Below are 17,173 nucleotides of genomic sequence, written 5' to 3'. Positions count from 1 at the left end.
TGTAAATTATTTTGTGTAAGTCCCATTTTTTATATATGATCTTTTAATCGATCATCGAACTGAATCGTAAAACAATTCATTGCTAAACTAATACATTTAAATATGGCTGTCATTTGGTTTAAATCTTCAGGAGTTTTTAAACCTTTAGCTAATTCAGCTGTCATACTTTTGATTGTAGCTTCATCCATGTGAAGTACCTCTTTATTGGATGAGTTGATTAACTCTGTTTATCCTAATGAGGCTTATAATACAAAATTACTGCCGATAAGTGATTTCAGATCAACAAGCAAAGAGGTTCTATAAAAACAATGAATTATTAAAATTTTATCCTAAATTTGAATCAATTAAGGAGCTCTAATCTTTGTGCAACAAAGCCCTTTGTTTCATAACAATGGATAGAGGAATCTGGTCTTTCTTACTCTCATCAATAGTAATATGTTGTATGAAACCTGCTAACCATAACAGAAACTCATCTTCATTTGAGATTCGAGGAATTAGGGTTAAATCCAACCTTTTAATACCCTCAATTTTATTCTCATCATCAAAAATGGTCGCACAAATTTCATGATCAACTTTTAAATTACTTGAGTGGGTATACTCTCTAACTTTGAGGATTATCAATGTGAAAAGGCCTTTTTGATCCCTTTCAATACCAACCTCTTCCTTAATGTCTTTTATGACTTTTTCAGCCAGAGCTAGATATTGTGGCATGATAATTTCCTTTATATAAATCATACCTAAACTATTATGTGAATAAATAATCAATAATTAATTACTCGTTTGTTACGTAAACGAAACTTCCAGTAAATATTGTAAATTCATAATTACACTAAAATTTAACCAGTTTACATATTCTATCCATATTGTGATGTAGTTATATCTTGCAATAAAAAACCACCCGAAGGTGGTTTAACTAAACATCATGGACATCTGTCCAAACTCATAAATGAGTAATGTGAGACCAAATGCTGAGGCTGAAAATACGAGTACTTCTTGCGAGGTCATATCCATCTCCTTCAATTGTTCTATTTAATCCTCTAATCATTAAGAAGGCATTTGACTCTAAATGCAAACGATTATCACAAATTTTAGGGATTGACTTGTAAGAGATTTTATAAAAGTAACTGTGACGTTAATTAAGTGTATAAAGTTGTATAACAACATCCATAAGAGAAAAAAACCTCCGCGAATAATAGATATCGAACGGGGTCTTTTATGTCTGATCCGTTTTAAAAAAATAGAGGCTTAGAACTCTCTTAAGATGGATTGCTTAAAAATTTACGCATCTGTCTATGTCTTCTAGTGAGACCTAGTACCTCTTTACGCTTAATAATTTCATCTTCAGTAAAAGGCAGATGATTGATAAGCTTCTCAATCCCCATAACACTATTTTCAATTAAGAAACTATCTTGCTCGGTTGTCCAATTTGAGGTTATATGCTCAGATTTTTTAGACTGTCTTTTCATAAAAAGAAATTATACCTAATCATGAGGACTCTTGACTTTCTTCAAGCACTCTCGGCATACACAAATTTCTTTTTGGTCATTGGTGTAATCAATCTCTCTAGCACCATGAAGGCCAAATATACACATTAATAATCTGATCATCTTATTCCTCCTTTAACTACTTAAAAGCTATATATCTTAGGCATCTATATTTATATGAATCCCTGTAAGACAGCATTTCGAACAACTTTATCGAAGTTTGAATGAAATGAATTTTCAGTAGTGTGACGCTTTGACAATAAACAGAAACTTGCTACCGCACCTATGCTCACCAAAGTTAATAATTTCATCTTTAATTCCATCCATGTAGAACTTTTGATTCAAACATATCACTCTGATTTGTATCTATCTAACCGCCTTCTGATGAATTACTGTTCATAATGTAACCACATTATTATTTATGTAATTGAATTTATTAAATAATGAAACAATTCCTCTCAGATTACACTGAATTATTACAACTTATAGATTTAAAGCTTTATGGGCCCATCTCAGAAATTTATCTTTATCGTTGAAATGCGGAACATTCAATAAATTGATGTAGGAAACTTCACCAAAGTTTCCTGAGATTTTATTTGATTCAAGAATTGTAAAATCTTCTTCTTGCCCTACATGTACTTCTCGAAAAAACTCCGTAACCTTCCGATCAAGGTTTAGTGAGGTAAAACCCTCTCTCTCAACTAAAAAGTCATAGATCTGGCTAATCACATGTAGTTCAAATTTTCTATTCATTTTTTCCGTTCTCATAATTATTTTAACAATTGGTTCAATTTAAACTAATTTCTTTTACGGATAAAGACAATAAAAAACTTACTATCAGGGACAGTTAAATAGATTTTCGCTTAGTCTTTGCCAGTAAGATCTCTATACGTTGAGTAACTTCCAATAATTTAAGCTCAGCATCACGCCAAAAATAATAGACGTCACCATGTATGACATACATTTGCTTAATGTAGTTTGCTGCTTTTGTCTTGTTTACTTTTTTAGCATTAAAACATGGTTTATCAAGCACTATTACCCTGCCATCTAAATCACCACCGATATAAATATTCATTTCTATTCTTCTTGTTGTAAGTAATGATTAAAATATATCACAACAAAAAAGCGCAATTATTTGAACGCACTTTATCGACTAAGCATCTGATAAAAAATTAAAATTTATACCAATACGATTTAAGTTAAGCTCCTATTAAAAAAGCCCTACATTTCTGTAAGGCTTTCCCCTTGGTCTTTTGCGCCGAAACAAGGAATCGTTGTTTTTATTTACAACAAAATAATTAAATCATTAATCGAATAAAAAATGAAGAAAAAAAACCTGCAACTTGGGGAAGGTGCAGGTATAAACTGATATTAACTATCATGGAGAACTTAATACCAACTAATATACTTGGTTTATATTGAGACCTCATTCACATTTTATTCCAAATTATCTAGCAACGGCTTTGTTGCACAAAGATTGGAAATGCAAAGCGCCCCTAATTGAGCCAAATTTAAGGCGTAACTTGGGTAAGTGGTCGACCTAATTCCGTAAATCTGTTAAGGACTGCTACACGTGCATGGATTTCATTCACTTGGCTATCAAAACTCCTTGCACTGAGTTTATCTCCTAATAATTTGATGCAATGCATCTTAGTTTCAACCAAACTTCGCCGATGATAGCCTGACCATTTTTTCCATAGTGTCCTGCCTAAACGTTTAATTGTTCGAAGTAATTCATTTCGCTCTAGCGAGCTACTCTTTGTATCTTTCCATTGTTTCGCATTTTTTCTAGGTGGAATCACCGCATGCCCTTGCCGATCTGCAATGACCTGACGGCATTGCTTGGTGTCATAAGCTCCATCGGTATAAACAGAGTCAATCCGCTCATCTTGTGGAATCTGATTAAGTAAATCACCAAGCACCTGTGAATCACTGACATTATTGGTTGTAAGCTGAACTGCTCGTATTTGTAGGGTTTTAGCATCTATACCAATATGAAGTTTACGCCATTGGCGACGATATTCAGGTCCATGTTTCTTGCGTTTCCATTCGCCCTCACCTAGAAACTTCATGCCTGTAGAGTCCATGAGTAGATGCAGCCCATCGCTACTTTTTTGGTAGCTGATTACAATATCAATATGCTTTTGTCTTCTACAAAGCGTGGTGTAATCTGGAGCTATCCAATTTAATCCGCAAAGTTTAATCAGACTTTGCACAAAGCCAGTGACCATACGTAAAGACAGACGGAATAAGGATTTAATCATTAAGCAGCATTGGATGGCTGCGTCGGAGTAGGTTTGATTTCGCCCTTGTTTGCCTTTTGATGGCGCATACCATTGCGTAGCAGGATCAAACCAAATGGCAATATTTCCGCGACTCATGAGTGCTCGGTTATATGCGGGCCAATTGGTTGTGCGGTAGATTTTGTGTGTAGGCTTCTTCATTTGAAAATTATATCGCTGAAAAACCCTTTACAGATAGGTTTGTGCAACAAAGCCTCTAGCAACAAAAAAAGCCCATCAAATGATGAGCTTTTTACGGTAATTAAGTGAATTTCCATATGTACGTCCACTATAGCAGAAATATGCCATATACCTTGATCAGGGTCAAGTGAGCATATTCTCAATTTGCACTTCTGGCTTTGCTTTAATACTATTCATCTAAGCACTTCAAATAATTGATCTAATGTCTGAACCTCAGTTTTCTCTCAGTGATTATCTATCAACCGTACAGGAAGTAATTCAAATTACTTTCAATGAGCCTGTATGGGTGAAAGCTGAGATCCGTAATCTAAATATTAAGGGCGGACATTACTATCTTGAGTTAGCTGAAAAGGATGAAAGTACCGACAAAGTTATAGCGAGTTGTAAAGGAACCATCTGGAAATTTACAGCTCAGAAAATGGTGCTTAAGTTTGAAAGGGAAAGCGGTGTAGAGCTTTCAAAAGATTTAAATGTCCTGGTAAAAGTCAGAGCCAAGTTTGATCCACAGTATGGCTTTTCAGTTAATGTTGAAGATATTGATTCAAGCTATACCCTTGGAGACATTGCACGGCGTTATCAACAAATATTAGAAAGACTAACCACTGAAGGTCTGTTAAATAAAAATAAGCTCATTCCTACTCCGTTTGATATTCAGAATGTCCTGGTAATTGCTCCTGAGAATGCGGCAGGTTTAGGTGACTTCAAAAAAGATGCTGATGCTTTAGAAAAATCTGGTGTATGTCATTTCAAATACTATTCAGCCACATTTCAAGGGAACACGGCAGCACAGAGTATCATCACTTCTCTAAGTAATGGTCTGAGACAATGGGCTACTGATTTCAATACGCCACCCGATCTCATCGTGATTATCCGTGGTGGCGGTGCTGTGAACGACCTTGCCTATTTAAATGATTTCGAACTGGCAGCATTGTTGGCCAAACGAACCGTTCCGATTTGGGTCGGTATTGGTCACGAGAAAGACCGTACGATATTGGATGAAGTTGCAAACCGTTCATTTGACACACCAAGTAAGGTAATTGGTGGTATTCGTAATCTTATCGCTGAACGGACTCAGGGTGTCTTAGATTCATTCCAAACCATTAAGCTATTATCCCAACATCAAATCACGACGTACCAAAGCCAAAATGATCAATACATGAGAGTGATTAAGACGCTTGCGCATGGGCAAATTAATGAAGCAAATAAGAGCGTAGATTTGATGCGAAGCACCCTACATTACTTAGCCCAGCAACAGATCAAACTGGCAACGAATCAAGTCGAATCGCTGATGCGTGAAACCCTAATCCAGAATCCGCGAAACGTGATGGCTAAAGGCTATGGAATAGTTCGTAGTGAAGGGAAAGCTATTCGCTCTATTCAACAGATTTCAGGTGATAACATCCAGGTCGAATTACAGGATGGTACCATTCAAGCAAATGTAACGAAGGTAATTGGTAATGAGTAAAAAAGAACTCTCTTTCAAGGAAGGTTATGGAGTCCTTAAAAAGAATGCCGAGCTATTGGAGTCACACGAAGAGCCAGACATCGACAATTTAATGAAAATCGTTGAAGAGTCTATGGTGGCATACAAAGCCTGTAAAACACGTGTTGATGCTGTACAACAAGCTTTGAATGAGACATTTAAGGAATAATAAGTTAATAATTTGGATGGATGTGTTCGAATAAGTTTAATTTCAACCATGTTTGCCTTTGGGAGGAGTCTACCATTAAGTTGTAAGATCAAAACCAATCGAGATATTTCCTCGATTTATTAAAGCTCGGTTATTGGTGGACCAATTCACTGTACGATAGATTTTAGGTACAGGCTTCTTCATTTGGAATTTATATTGTTGAAAAATATTCAAGAAGAAATTTATGCAATAAAGCGACTTCAACTTATACATCTTTGTGTAACAAAGCCATAATAAATATAAAAAAATGAATTCTTATTAAACATGTAAGAAAGGTTTACGATGTATTATAAGCATTAATAATGTAAATTACGTTCTGCTTGTGTTTGCTTATTGACAACTTAAGTATTATAAAAAAAATATCGATCTATAATAAAATATAATCGCAATATGAGATATTAAAAATTGAGAGACATAATAGATAAATCAATTTCACAATTAGAATACTTGAACTCTTTATTAAGAGATAAGCTTAGCTCAAATTACAATAAGCCATGTCTATTTTTAGATATAGATGGCACTTTATCTGATTTTCAATTAAATCCTATCGATAGTTATATTCCGACTAAGACTTTAAATATTTTAAGACAAATTATTTCAAAGAAGATTCCTGTTATAGCTGTGACTGGACGAGATATTGATTCTGCACGTAAATTATTTGAATCCATTGATCTTCCAATTGCCGCATTGCATGGATTAGAAATATATATAGGAAATGAAAAAAAATTACATACACCAAAGAGTTTCTTAGAAATTTCAAATATTTACAAAATTTTAGCTCGAGCATGTATCGCCTATCCGAGTTTACTGATTGAAAACAAGAAATCATCAATTGCATTGCATTATAGGAAAGCTCCAGAGCTAGAAGATATAGCAAAAAAAATAATATTAGAAGGTCAAAAGGTATTCCCCAACCTAAGATTAATTCAAGGGAAATTCGTTTATGAATTAATACCCGCTCAAGCCAATAAAGGCTTAGCAATCAAGGAAGTTTTAGCTCATTTAAACCAGTATGAGGTTTACACACCAATTTTCATTGGCGATGACGTCACGGACGAAGATGGTTTTTATTTTGTGAATCAGGTGGAAGATGGCATCTCAATCAAAGTCGGTCAAGGGCTTACCTATGCCAAATACCAGCTTAAAGACACAAAGCAAGTACATAATTTTTTGGAATTATTTTTAGAACACATTCGAAACTATGACCATAATGTTAAGGGTAACAACAACTTAGATGGAGAGAAAACATGTCTAAATTAATTATTTTATCGAATCGAGTCAGTATTCCCAATGGGCAAAAAACTACAGCAGGTGGGCTTGCAGTCGCTATACAAGATGCATTAGATGATATTGGTGGTATATGGCTCGGATGGAATGGCGAACGAGTTCATAAGCAAGAGGAAGTACATTTTAATATTCTTCGGAAGGATAAAGTTGAATACGTCACCTGCCCTTTAACAAATTCTCAATATTCAGATTATTATGCAGGGTTTGCCAATAATTCACTTTGGCCTGCCATGCATTATCGTTCAGACCTGATTGAGTTTAAAACATCAGAATACGAAGGATATCAAAAAGTAAATTCTTTATTCGCTCAAAAACTTGCCGAAATTGCAGATCCAGACGATACCATTTGGGTTCATGATTATCATTTTTTAAGTGTGGCGAAATATTGCCGTGAACTCGGTATGCAGAATAAAATTGGATTTTTCCTGCACATTCCTTTTGCACCTTTATTTATCTGGCAAAAAATTCCATGTGCTCAACAATTGATTGAGGATCTATGCCAATACGATGTGGTGGGGCTACAAACAGATAAAGATCAAAAAGTGTGTATGCAAGTATGCACATCTTTATTGAACGCACAGAAAATTCAACAAACTTTGTTAAGCTACCATCAACGTTTAACCATAATTAAATGCTACCCAATTGGTGTAAATCCAACAGCGATTCAAAAAGCGGCCCATAAGTTTATTGATGTACAAGACTTCCTTACCCGTCCAGTAGAGCTGAATGCTGCAAAAACTATTATCGGCGTAGATCGGATTGATTATTCAAAAGGTTTACTGGAACGCTTTTTGTCCTATGCAGAGTTCTTAGAGAAATATCCTGAGTATCAGCAGCATATTCAACATTTACAAATTGCTTGCCCATGTCGTTTGGAAGTTCCAGCTTATCAACGTTTATTTGAGCGTTTCAAGATTAAGATCGAGATGATTAATCAGGAATTTGCACAGGAAGAGTGGCAACCCGTGGAATGTATTTATGATGCAATAAAACATCATCATTTGATGCAAATCTATCGTCAAGCCGATGTGTGCTGGATCAGTTCAATACGAGACGGGATGAATCTGGTCGCGAAAGAATATATTGCCGCGCAAAATCCATCCAATCCTGGTGTACTTATTCTATCCAAATATGCAGGTGCTGCAGAGCATATGTCAGAAGCACTTCTGGTTGATCCCACCGACAAAATGGCGATGGTCAATGCCTTAAAAAAAGCACTGGAAATGCCACGACATGAACGTATTTCACGCTACAAACAACTAATGAAAGGTTTAAAAAATTTTGATATTAATGACTGGCGCAATGCATTTCTTAACGACTTACAGAACAAAACCGCTATGCAGGATTTCAGATTCCTGGGAATGCGTAACGTTAACCCTATTTATCAAAATTTATAGTACTTCGATTTGTAAGGAACTGGCAATAATATCCAGTATTGCCAGTTCAATTTACTATGATGCTTATTTCACATAAGTAAACCGATTTAAAGCCACAATCAATAATAATAGACCAGATAACGCCATAAATACTGTCTTTAGACCAATCAGCTCACCAATCATTCCAATGAAAGCAGGTCCAACCAGAATACCTGTATAAGCCAAAGTCGAAACACAGGACAGTGCAACTGCGCTCGGCATCACCGTCTGACGTCCAGCACGGGAAAACATGATCGGGACGATGTTAGAACAACCTGTCCCAACCAGTGTATAACCCACTAAAACCAGCCACCAATGAGGCGCGATACTGACCAAAGCTAAACCTAAAGTTGCACAAATCGCGCTATAGGTTAAAAGCTTTTTTTCACCAAAATAACGGATCAGATAATGGCCCGTAAAACGTCCTGTGGTCATGGCAATCGCGAAGAAGGTATACGCCAATCCCGCAAAAGCGGTATTAACTCCATATTGTTGCGTTAAATAAATACCACTCCAGTCCATCGCAGCGCCTTCCGTCATGAAAATGATGAAGCAGGCAATACCAATTAATATAATCAAAGGTTGTGGCAGGCGCTGGCGTATCGAGTTTTTCACTTTCGAGGATGCTTCAAGACTGGTGTTTTCTACAGATTTTATGCTGTATGGCACTGAAAGAAAAATAATAATTACCAACAGTAAACTCACAGCAAATGCGCTCATAACAGACGAAATACTTAAAGCAAGCAATGCAGTAATCGTCAGTACCCCAGCTAATCCGCCTAGACTCGCCATACCATGAAAGCCAGACATCAATGATTTTAAGCTATTTTTCTCAACCACTACGGCCTGAATATTGAGAGCAACGCCCAGACTTCCTGCTGCTGTACCAAATAAGAATAAGGTGATCGCCATCATTAACGGCGTGTTCAATAAGCTTAGGCTTGGCAATAAAACGGCAAGCAAAAGTAAAGCGAAACCGATCGGCACACGACAACCAATACGCTGAACAATTTTACCTGTTGCAGGCATAGCTAGCATTGCACCTAAGCCGCCGCATAATAGCAACAAACCAAAATCGGCATGATTAAAATGCAAACGTTGCTGGGCAAAAGGAATCAGCGGCGCCCATGCAGCCGTGGCGAAACCCAGACCGAAAAAGCTAAAACGAGTTGAAAGACGTTGAGCACTTAATTGAATTTCAGGATCAATAAGAGCAGTTCTGGAAAAAAGGATCATTTAATACCATCCACACAAATTAACTCAGAGCGTCCATCTCGGATAAATCACCATAGAAAAACCCCTGCTAATCTATAGAGAAGTTCTATAAATCCACAGAGGCTTTTATGACGAAATTATACACAAAACCAAGCTAGAAACAGTATTTTTTACAAAAATTAAATCTATATATATCAACAACTTATTATTTTTTATTCAAATAAAATTAAAGCATTTATTTTTAACACTTTTTCCTCTTAGCTTTTCAATCTTATTAGGCAAAGATATGAATTTACTTAAATTTTGTAAGGATGACAGAATTAAATAGCTCATTTATAAAGCTGAATAATATATGTCACCCGCTAAAGCTGTGGATTAACTTTCTCTCTCGGATTAGGTCAATTTTATAAATGTTTTAAAAAGTACGATAAACCTTCAGGTGCACGTCCATTTAATCGACTGCTAGTGGTGACCCGAACCAAATTACTCCAAGTGATTTTGCAACATTGCTTAATAAATTTTTCAATTAATGAGACATCCTCATGACAAGGAATAGGTTCAAAGCCTCCTGCCTGAATATAGGCTTCGGCACTAAAGCTTAAATTCGCCCCATGTATATGTTGATGATCCATCATGTCCTGATAATGCGTCAGATATTTTTGCTGTTGTTGTATTGATAAGTGGCTAAGATCATCCAGTATAACGATTCCACAAATGGCATCTGTTGGCTGATGTCGCATTTGGCATAGTAACCAATCTGGATCTACAATTGTATCAGCATCCGTGCAAGCAACCCATGTAACACCTTGATCGATTAGCTGCCTAATGCCAAGGTCTCTGGCCTTGCCCACACAAGCAAAATTACATTCAATCCAGTTCATCTGATGTGACTTTACAATCATGAGGGACTGGTCAGTACAACTGTCTAAAACCACTAAAATCTTGACCTGACCGTGACCTATATACTGTATAGCTAGTTCAATTGACTGCAAACAAGCGGATAAATTCTGTTCTTCATTATGGGCTGGGATAACAATACCTATTTTCATATTAAGCCCTGTTGTTTTGCCAAAGATGAAGGATTTACCGTCCAGATATCAATGATGAAATCTGGATCATTCAGACTTAAATAATGAGTGAACAACAAAGATTGTTTTAAATGATGATGGACTTGAGAAGCATCTAGTTCAAAATCCTGAATGGCGTAACGCCAGTGACAACACAGGATTTCACCTTGTGGCGTTAAACTGTTTTTGAGCTGATCGATCAGTTCATGCAGTTCAGTGCGTGATAAGTAATAGGCCACTTCACTGATGACAATCAGATCAAATTTCTGTTCAGGAAAATATTCAGGAATTTTGTGGTGTTGAACGCTCACATGCTTCAAATTCTGTAAACGTTTAGCGGCCCAATGAACAGCATGTTCAGAAAAATCTAGACATAAAAGCTGATCAGCGCGTTTGGCTAAATGTACACTTAAATGGCCATTGGAACAGCCGATTTCCAACACTGATGAATAACGCTGTTGAGTAAGCAATGCCAAACAAATCTGCCTTTTACGAGCTTCATACCAATGTAAATCATAGCCCCAAGGGTCATTATTGTGATGATATAAGGCTTCGAAATATTGACTAGAATCATTCACAAAGATAAACCTCCCAAGGCATTAACAAACGTTCGATGATTGCTGGAGATAAAATCGCAGCATTGCCTGTACTTTCATCAGTTTCAATCTGACTCTTAAACTGCATGATGGCCTGACGTTTTTTGATTAATTGGGCCTGAGTTAAGTTATAAGCTCTAGCCTTTTGCCAGTTGATACGCGGATCTAGTGGTCGCGCCCAATGCCAAGCCCAGATCAGCACGTGTAAATATGACATGTCATGAGCTAGAGCAAATGCCTGTACAGTTTTTCCTACCGCTTCATGATCTGGATGCCCATCCTGTGCATAGCTACAAATTAAAATATCTTCCGCTTTAACCAACTTGTCTAATTCTTGCCACAGATGTTCCCTGTGCAAATGAATCTGCCCGTCTAGTAAATTTAATGCAATACGTTGAACATATTCAGAAATATCTAGACACTGTAAAGCCGCCAAGCTTTCTTGTGGGCGAATTTGATCTAATTGATCTGGGCTGTATTTGGTTGAATGTGGATGGCTTTGTGTCCCATTACTGACGGCAACGATCACTAACTGACAATTCAACATAATTAATTGTTGCATCAAGCCGCCACACCCCAGTATCTCATCATCTGGATGGGGTGCGACAATCAAGATTCTTTTAGATTGAAATTTTTTAAAATTGAGTAGAGAAAGCGGCTGCTGCTCAAATGCATGCAGCCATTGTTCTCGGGAGGTCCCTTGCCCTTCAATAATACGATCTTCGACTAAAGGATGTTTTAGAGCTGCCATGATATTTGCTCCTGTAAACATCGTTCAGCAATTTGCTCATCATCGAATGCCGCATGACTTTGCCGAATAAATACAGGTAAATCAGCCATTAGGCTGGCAAAAGTTGCTTGTTCACAAAAAGGCCTTGCTCCAAGCGCTTTTCCTACCCCTTCAATAACCTCCAAACAGCTTTGTTCTGCCTGCGCACGCAAGATCCGTACATCCCGTTCATGGCTAAGCTTGGGTTGGCTATCAATCAGTTGCGCGATATATTGGAAATATTGTCGGGTTACAGCAAGTCGAGTTGCCAACTGACCTAAATACATTTTCTTAAAAGGATTAGGGGTTTTAAGGCAACTTTGTTGTAGCTCATCCACTAACCGCACCGCGGCACCGTACCAGCAAGCTGCAACACCCGCAGCACCATGCCAAAAACCAACCCGATCAAGGTAATCATTGGGATGACCAATGAGTTTGACTGCTATCTCCTGAAAATTGACTCTTGCGGTCTGTGTTCCCTGCATGCCTATAGCTTGCCAGTGAGCCAGATCAATGGTGATCAAGGATTGGTTGAGGTCAATAATGCAGAGCTGAGATTGCCCCTGTTGATCTTTAAAACTGATTAATGCTTTATGAATAAATTCAGCGCCTGAACACCACGGCTTAATTCCATGACAAAGCCCATTTTCGACCTGTAACGGCACGGGTCCACCATCGGCAGCCCAAACAGCCCATGTCTCCTCATCGATTTCATGTTGATAACCGAGTTCATGCAAAATACTTAAAGCATCAAAATGGGACTCAAAAAGCTTGGCTAAACTTAGGTCAAAGCCAGCTATCTGAGCAAAAATTTGCCAGCGTTGATAGGTTTGTCCCGAAGCAGGTTCAGGCAATCGTCCAACAGAATGAATCAACTGTTTCAACACAATTGGACGTTGACTTAATTTTTCTTCAGCTGAGTACTGCTCAAAGCGATTTAATATGTCTAAAGTTGAGCCTTTTATAAATATTTTGCTATTCATTCTTAAAATGTTAATTCAAATGAGTTTATTTAAATAATAATTGAAACAATCCGTTTAGTTAAATAGATAAATTGTAATGAAAAGATAATTATTCATACTTATTTAACTATTTATTTCGTTTTGTTTCATTGTTAACTAAATAGTATGTTTAAGTGAATCTATAAAATCATCATGTAAGGATTATTTAAAATCCAACAATTATGAGGAAATAAGCAGTAGCTTAAAGGCTTCTGTGTTGTAATGTTTATAAAAGAGGTTTAAGAAATGAGTACTTTAAATATTCAAGATATTAAAAAACATTCAGATGTAATTGCTTCTTGTGGTACCAAAGTCGGAACAGTTGATCATCTCGAAGGTGATAGCCAACTCAAACTGACGCGTGATGAAAATGATCAGCATCATCTGATCCCAACGGCATGGATTGGTGAGGTCAAAGATGACAAAGTAGTTCTGATTAAAAATTCAGAAGAAGTTAAGCAACAATGGCAAGCTATTTAAATTATCGTAAAATAAAGAGTACGGCTAGACTTTGATCGTACTCTTTATTTCTTTGTAAGTAATTTCAAAAAAGCCCTAATCCTTCGCAATGCCTGTTTGAATCATAGGTGTTTCATTTCATACATGTAAAAAATAGCGAGATGCAATCTATTTGTCATAGACTACATCTATTCTCTATAAATTAACAAGTTAGCCTACTCTTATTTAAAATTACTGCCTAAAAATGGGAAAATATACTCGACCACTTTTTGCGTAGCCCATAAACCAATCTCTTGGTGATGTTGATGTGGAGCTAAATATGGCATCAACTTACTAAGTTTATGCCCAGTATTTGTAGATATCTGAATTTGCTGCTGTAACAGCGATAATTCTTTTTCTGACAAATAACTAAAATCATTTAGTTCTATAAAGTTTTTTATATATTCTGAATTTACTGGATTAATGCGTCTACTTAAATTAGCACCAGCAATCCAATCATAAATAAAAGTTTTTTCTGCAGCAGAGAAAACTCCAAACATTTTCCCATCTTCTTCATTGATCAGCTTCCAAAATCGGCTATGTTCCGGATCTTCGTTAAGCTTAATCCATCCTATTTTTATTAGCTCAATAATGAATTCCTCAACCTGATCTTCTTCTGATAGCCATGAATTTACAGACTTATTATTAAACTTGCATTTCTCATTATGCATGTGCTTTCCAACCAAAGCTTTGCTCTTGAAAATGTCCAGAACCACTCGCTCAGTATTTAGGTTCTTTATTATTTGAACTGAGCTAACTCCCCGATTATTCAATAAAAAGCCTATCTTTAATTTACGAATAAATTCGGATTGATTTGGGTAGCGTTTGGCTAAACATTTAATCGCATTTGTAGCTAATTGAGCATGTCCATTATCAAAGTTATCAATTGTAATGTGTAGGTTAAAATATTTGGAATCAATACCTAACTCTTTAAGTTCATAATTTGTAATCAGTAAATGAAGTGGTAGTTGTTCGTATCCAAAATTAAAACCTGCAATCTCGGGTATAAAATCTGATGGAGCATAAGCTAAAGCCAATTGTATTGCTGACTGGTGATAATATTCATCAGGCAAATTCATTGAAAATTGATGAAGACCAAGTGATAGAAGTAATTTATTGAAAAGTTTTACATGGTTACTTTGACTGGAACCTAACCCCAACTCCTCAACATATATCTGTATAAAGTCTCTAAAAGCTGGATCATTCCAGTACTGTGTAAAGCTATAAAGCCAAGCCCCGTCTACACGTTTGGTCGGTGCTACTTTGTATAAAAATTCATAAGCTTTACTTGTAGTTCCAAAATACTCCCTAGCACCCCCATTTTCGCGCCTTTCTAAGTACTCTTTGTAATGCAAGCATTGTGTTTTATTTTGTTGCTGCATCCAGACTGCCAATTGATCAACATTAGTAGGAAAATCAGAGAAATCACTATCCAAATGATGTATTTCGTTTTCTAGGAAATGAAAAGCTTTCAACTCTTTTGCAGAACGCGACACTGATTGATCTAAGAAAAATTGTGTTATTTCAAAATATTTCTGATGGGCATCTGTTATTAAATTTAAAACTCTCTCTTTTACTGCAGTAGGCATGATAATTCTCTCGCGGTAAATAACTTATACCAACATAATTGACTCTTACAATCAATTAATTAACAAAATTGAAAAGAAACGTTAATAAATGTAACGTAATAATTTATTTAACAACACAATTCAACACCTTAATTAAATATTTATAATTTTTAAAAATAAGTAAAATTTTAATATGTGTGATACCCATAACATCATTTCTAAATTTTAATTAATAAATATTCAAAATAAATCAATCAGAAAGTACTGTCTAGAGTAATAAAAAATAACCTCAACACTAATGTGAAAAATAAAAACCTATTAAATCAAATTCTTATATAAGGAATGCAGGCTTGATTAATAAACTTGGATCTAAAGCCAAGAAAAACATTTTTTGGCACATTTGTCTATGTAATATACTATAAAAAATTCCCCCCTTATAAAACGATTAACGAATCAAAAAATTAAATATTAGTTTTTATCTATGTGTTAATGTCTTTAAAAATTAATAAAAATATTAATGTTAACTATTTTTAATAAATAAAATATATATATTTATTAATTATCAATACCAAACACTCCAAATAAAACAAAACTTAACAAAAAAATAAAATGTAACACCTTTAAGGTTCCACAACAATGCAATTATGATATTAATAATACATCTACCAATTAGTTAATGTAGATTAATTCTAATCTTAGGAGGTTCAATAAAATGACTAATCAAAATCAGCAGAATGCTAATCAACGTCAGGAAAAACAGCAAGATGACAAGCAAAACCAGCAGGACGACAAGCAAAGTCAGCAAAATCAGCAGGGCGACAAGCAACGTCAGCAAAACCAGCAAGATGACAAGCAAAACCAACAGCGAAAATAGTAGTTAGGTTAATAATAAAGCAAAAATACTAGAATTCTTTCATTAGTTTAATAGAGTTGGAGTTCATTATGACTATCAATGACCATCAAGACGAAAACCCAATCAAGCATGATTGGCGTACAGATTATTCAAACCGCCCATATTACGGCGATATCCAAAGAGAACTTCCTGATGTGGATTATGACCGTGATCTTCGTTCAGCCTATGAACTAGGTCAGCATGCCCGTAATGAGCGTGGTACTGATGCACGATTTGAAGATTCCGAAAGTGATTTGAAAGTAAAATGGGAAGAACTAAAGGCTGAATCACGCTTAAAGTGGGAACAAGCTAAACATGCGATTAAAGATGCATGGGACAAAATGTAAGCCAATATAATGATAATGAGCCTTTTAGGCTCATTATCAGCACATCTAAATAATAATTAAATAGGTGTAAAATGGACTTTATAAAAATACTATTAGCTGATACTACATTTACTTTTGCAGCAGAAATTGTACTTCGTAGTGTCTTGATGTACTTCCTGATTATCTTAGTTTTAAGATTTTCTGGTAAACGTGGTGTTAGGCAACTTTCCATCTTTGAAATCGCAATTATTCTTAGTTTAGGATCTGCTGCTGGCGATGCTATGTTCTATGAAGAAGTTCCTATCATTCATGCTGTCATCGTTTTTGCAGTAATTATGGCTTTATATCGCTTAACAACTTATTTAATGATGAAATCCGATGCTATTGAGACCGTATTGGAAGGTCGACCTATATACATCGTCAAAAATGGTTTACTGATTGTTGAGGATATTAAGCAAGAAAAGTATTCATACGATGAATTCTTTGCTGAAATGCGCCAAAAGAAAATAGAGCATCTCGGACAAGTTAAAATAGCACTGCTTGAGACTGATGGCTGCCTAAGCGTGATCCCATATTCTAAAGAAAATATAAAATGGGGCCTTCCTCTGTTTCCCGATGAATACCAAATCGCAGATCATCACAATGTAGATCACTTTTATTCTTGTATGTTGTGTGGTCAAACCCAACGTTTAAATCATTTAAATGAAGAATGCCCTCGCTGTCAAAATACAAAATGGGCTAAATCCTGTTTGTATTGTGAGGAATATCAAAATTAATAAGCTTTTGTTTTGACTTAGATTAATTCAATATTATTTAAAATGAATAGTTTAAGCGAACAAAAAATACACATTTCTTTACCTTACTCAAAGCGTAAATACTTA

Annotated in this window: 20 protein-coding genes and 1 pseudogene; 8 read left to right on the top strand and 13 right to left on the bottom strand. The window is 35.8% G+C overall.

Annotated elements, in window-relative coordinates:
- Positions 1-29 precede the first annotated feature (29 nt).
- From ACFN7Z_RS19305 to ACFN7Z_RS19280, 6 genes are all read right to left on the bottom strand, one after another.
- Entirely contained in the window at positions 30-188 is a 159-nt protein-coding gene (locus ACFN7Z_RS19305; RefSeq protein WP_005332155.1) for a hypothetical protein, read from the bottom strand.
- Positions 189-354: 166 nt separating this feature from the next.
- Positions 355-711, bottom strand: coding sequence for a hypothetical protein (locus ACFN7Z_RS19300; RefSeq protein ID WP_005327575.1), 357 nt, complete (start codon positions 709-711; stop codon positions 355-357).
- Positions 712-1,256: 545 nt separating this feature from the next.
- On the bottom strand, positions 1,257-1,466 hold the full coding sequence (locus ACFN7Z_RS19295; RefSeq protein ID WP_087014561.1) for an acyl-CoA thioesterase: 210 nt from the start codon (positions 1,464-1,466) through the stop codon (positions 1,257-1,259).
- A gap of 501 nt (positions 1,467-1,967) precedes the next feature.
- Complete coding sequence (locus ACFN7Z_RS19290; RefSeq protein ID WP_087014563.1) at positions 1,968-2,237, bottom strand: hypothetical protein; 270 nt, start codon at positions 2,235-2,237, stop codon at positions 1,968-1,970.
- 94 nt (positions 2,238-2,331) lie between these two features.
- On the bottom strand, positions 2,332-2,559 hold the full coding sequence (locus ACFN7Z_RS19285; RefSeq protein ID WP_004984985.1) for a hypothetical protein: 228 nt from the start codon (positions 2,557-2,559) through the stop codon (positions 2,332-2,334).
- Between the two features lie 436 nt (positions 2,560-2,995).
- Positions 2,996-3,928, bottom strand: coding sequence for an IS5 family transposase (locus ACFN7Z_RS19280; RefSeq protein ID WP_114392660.1), 933 nt, complete (start codon positions 3,926-3,928; stop codon positions 2,996-2,998).
- A gap of 241 nt (positions 3,929-4,169) precedes the next feature.
- Between ACFN7Z_RS19280 and xseA the strand changes: the two genes are divergently transcribed.
- Positions 4,170-5,432 (top strand): exodeoxyribonuclease VII large subunit, encoded by a 1,263-nt coding sequence (gene xseA, locus ACFN7Z_RS19275; protein ID WP_151732056.1) that lies wholly within the window; start codon positions 4,170-4,172, stop codon positions 5,430-5,432.
- Positions 5,425-5,619, top strand: coding sequence for an exodeoxyribonuclease VII small subunit (gene xseB / locus ACFN7Z_RS19270; RefSeq protein ID WP_078424972.1), 195 nt, complete (start codon positions 5,425-5,427; stop codon positions 5,617-5,619). Before xseA ends, xseB begins: the two co-directional genes overlap by 8 nt.
- A 78-nt stretch (positions 5,620-5,697) precedes the next feature.
- On the opposite strand, the pseudogene ACFN7Z_RS19265 reads toward xseB, so the two are convergent.
- Positions 5,698-5,802, bottom strand: a pseudogene (locus ACFN7Z_RS19265) (IS5/IS1182 family transposase); the annotation flags it as partial.
- A gap of 261 nt (positions 5,803-6,063) precedes the next feature.
- Between ACFN7Z_RS19265 and otsB the strand changes: the two are divergent.
- Both otsB and ACFN7Z_RS19255 read left to right on the top strand, forming a co-directional pair.
- The gene (gene otsB, locus ACFN7Z_RS19260) at positions 6,064-6,918 is read left to right on the top strand and encodes a trehalose-phosphatase (RefSeq protein ID WP_151837440.1); all 855 of its coding nucleotides are present in this window, start codon (positions 6,064-6,066) and stop codon (positions 6,916-6,918) included.
- Positions 6,906-8,342 carry a trehalose-6-phosphate synthase gene (locus ACFN7Z_RS19255; protein ID WP_151732050.1) on the top strand — a complete coding sequence of 479 codons (1,437 nt, stop codon included), beginning with the start codon at positions 6,906-6,908 and terminating at the stop codon, positions 8,340-8,342. The genes otsB and ACFN7Z_RS19255 overlap by 13 nt, the downstream gene beginning before the upstream one ends.
- Positions 8,343-8,405: 63 nt before the next feature.
- Here ACFN7Z_RS19255 and ACFN7Z_RS19250 read toward each other — a convergent pair whose 3' ends face one another.
- From ACFN7Z_RS19250 to ACFN7Z_RS19230, 5 genes are all read right to left on the bottom strand, one after another.
- The gene (locus tag ACFN7Z_RS19250; RefSeq protein ID WP_151732051.1) at positions 8,406-9,596 is read right to left on the bottom strand and encodes an MFS transporter; all 1,191 of its coding nucleotides are present in this window, start codon (positions 9,594-9,596) and stop codon (positions 8,406-8,408) included.
- A gap of 383 nt (positions 9,597-9,979) precedes the next feature.
- The gene (locus ACFN7Z_RS19245; RefSeq protein ID WP_087014568.1) at positions 9,980-10,624 is read right to left on the bottom strand and encodes a glycosyltransferase family 2 protein; all 645 of its coding nucleotides are present in this window, start codon (positions 10,622-10,624) and stop codon (positions 9,980-9,982) included.
- The gene (locus ACFN7Z_RS19240; RefSeq protein ID WP_087014570.1) at positions 10,621-11,220 is read right to left on the bottom strand and encodes a bifunctional 2-polyprenyl-6-hydroxyphenol methylase/3-demethylubiquinol 3-O-methyltransferase UbiG; all 600 of its coding nucleotides are present in this window, start codon (positions 11,218-11,220) and stop codon (positions 10,621-10,623) included. Before ACFN7Z_RS19240 ends, ACFN7Z_RS19245 begins: the two co-directional genes overlap by 4 nt.
- Positions 11,213-11,989 (bottom strand): PIG-L deacetylase family protein, encoded by a 777-nt coding sequence (locus ACFN7Z_RS19235; protein WP_151732053.1) that lies wholly within the window; start codon positions 11,987-11,989, stop codon positions 11,213-11,215. Before ACFN7Z_RS19235 ends, ACFN7Z_RS19240 begins: the two co-directional genes overlap by 8 nt.
- Positions 11,977-12,990, bottom strand: coding sequence for an acyl-CoA/acyl-ACP dehydrogenase (locus tag ACFN7Z_RS19230; RefSeq protein ID WP_151732052.1), 1,014 nt, complete (start codon positions 12,988-12,990; stop codon positions 11,977-11,979). Before ACFN7Z_RS19230 ends, ACFN7Z_RS19235 begins: the two co-directional genes overlap by 13 nt.
- Positions 12,991-13,254: 264 nt before the next feature.
- Between ACFN7Z_RS19230 and ACFN7Z_RS19225 the strand changes: the two genes are divergently transcribed.
- A complete protein-coding gene (locus tag ACFN7Z_RS19225; protein WP_004772208.1) occupies positions 13,255-13,488 on the top strand; it encodes a DUF2171 domain-containing protein in 234 nt (77 codons plus the stop codon).
- 200 nt (positions 13,489-13,688) lie between these two features.
- Here the strand turns inward: ACFN7Z_RS19225 and ACFN7Z_RS19220 are convergent, their stop codons facing one another.
- Positions 13,689-15,095 (bottom strand): iron-containing redox enzyme family protein, encoded by a 1,407-nt coding sequence (locus ACFN7Z_RS19220; RefSeq protein WP_242760563.1) that lies wholly within the window; start codon positions 15,093-15,095, stop codon positions 13,689-13,691.
- A 691-nt stretch (positions 15,096-15,786) separates the two neighbouring features.
- On the opposite strand from ACFN7Z_RS19220, the gene ACFN7Z_RS19215 reads away from it, so the two are divergent.
- The 3 genes from ACFN7Z_RS19215 to ACFN7Z_RS19205 all read left to right on the top strand — a co-directional run bounded on the left by ACFN7Z_RS19215 (position 15,787) and on the right by ACFN7Z_RS19205 (position 17,068).
- Positions 15,787-15,948, top strand: coding sequence for a hypothetical protein (locus ACFN7Z_RS19215; RefSeq protein ID WP_171498546.1), 162 nt, complete (start codon positions 15,787-15,789; stop codon positions 15,946-15,948).
- 68 nt (positions 15,949-16,016) lie between these two features.
- On the top strand, positions 16,017-16,313 hold the full coding sequence (locus ACFN7Z_RS19210) for a hypothetical protein (RefSeq protein ID WP_004981674.1): 297 nt from the start codon (positions 16,017-16,019) through the stop codon (positions 16,311-16,313).
- Positions 16,314-16,384: 71 nt separating this feature from the next.
- The gene (locus ACFN7Z_RS19205; RefSeq protein WP_004986536.1) at positions 16,385-17,068 is read left to right on the top strand and encodes a DUF421 domain-containing protein; all 684 of its coding nucleotides are present in this window, start codon (positions 16,385-16,387) and stop codon (positions 17,066-17,068) included.
- Positions 17,069-17,173: the final 105 nt, after the last annotated feature.

Source organism: Acinetobacter sp. P1332 (genome assembly GCF_044057475.1).
GTDB lineage: Bacteria > Pseudomonadota > Gammaproteobacteria > Pseudomonadales > Moraxellaceae > Acinetobacter > Acinetobacter johnsonii.
Note: the sequence above shows the minus strand (reverse complement) of the source record. Positions and strands in the feature narration are given on the sequence as shown.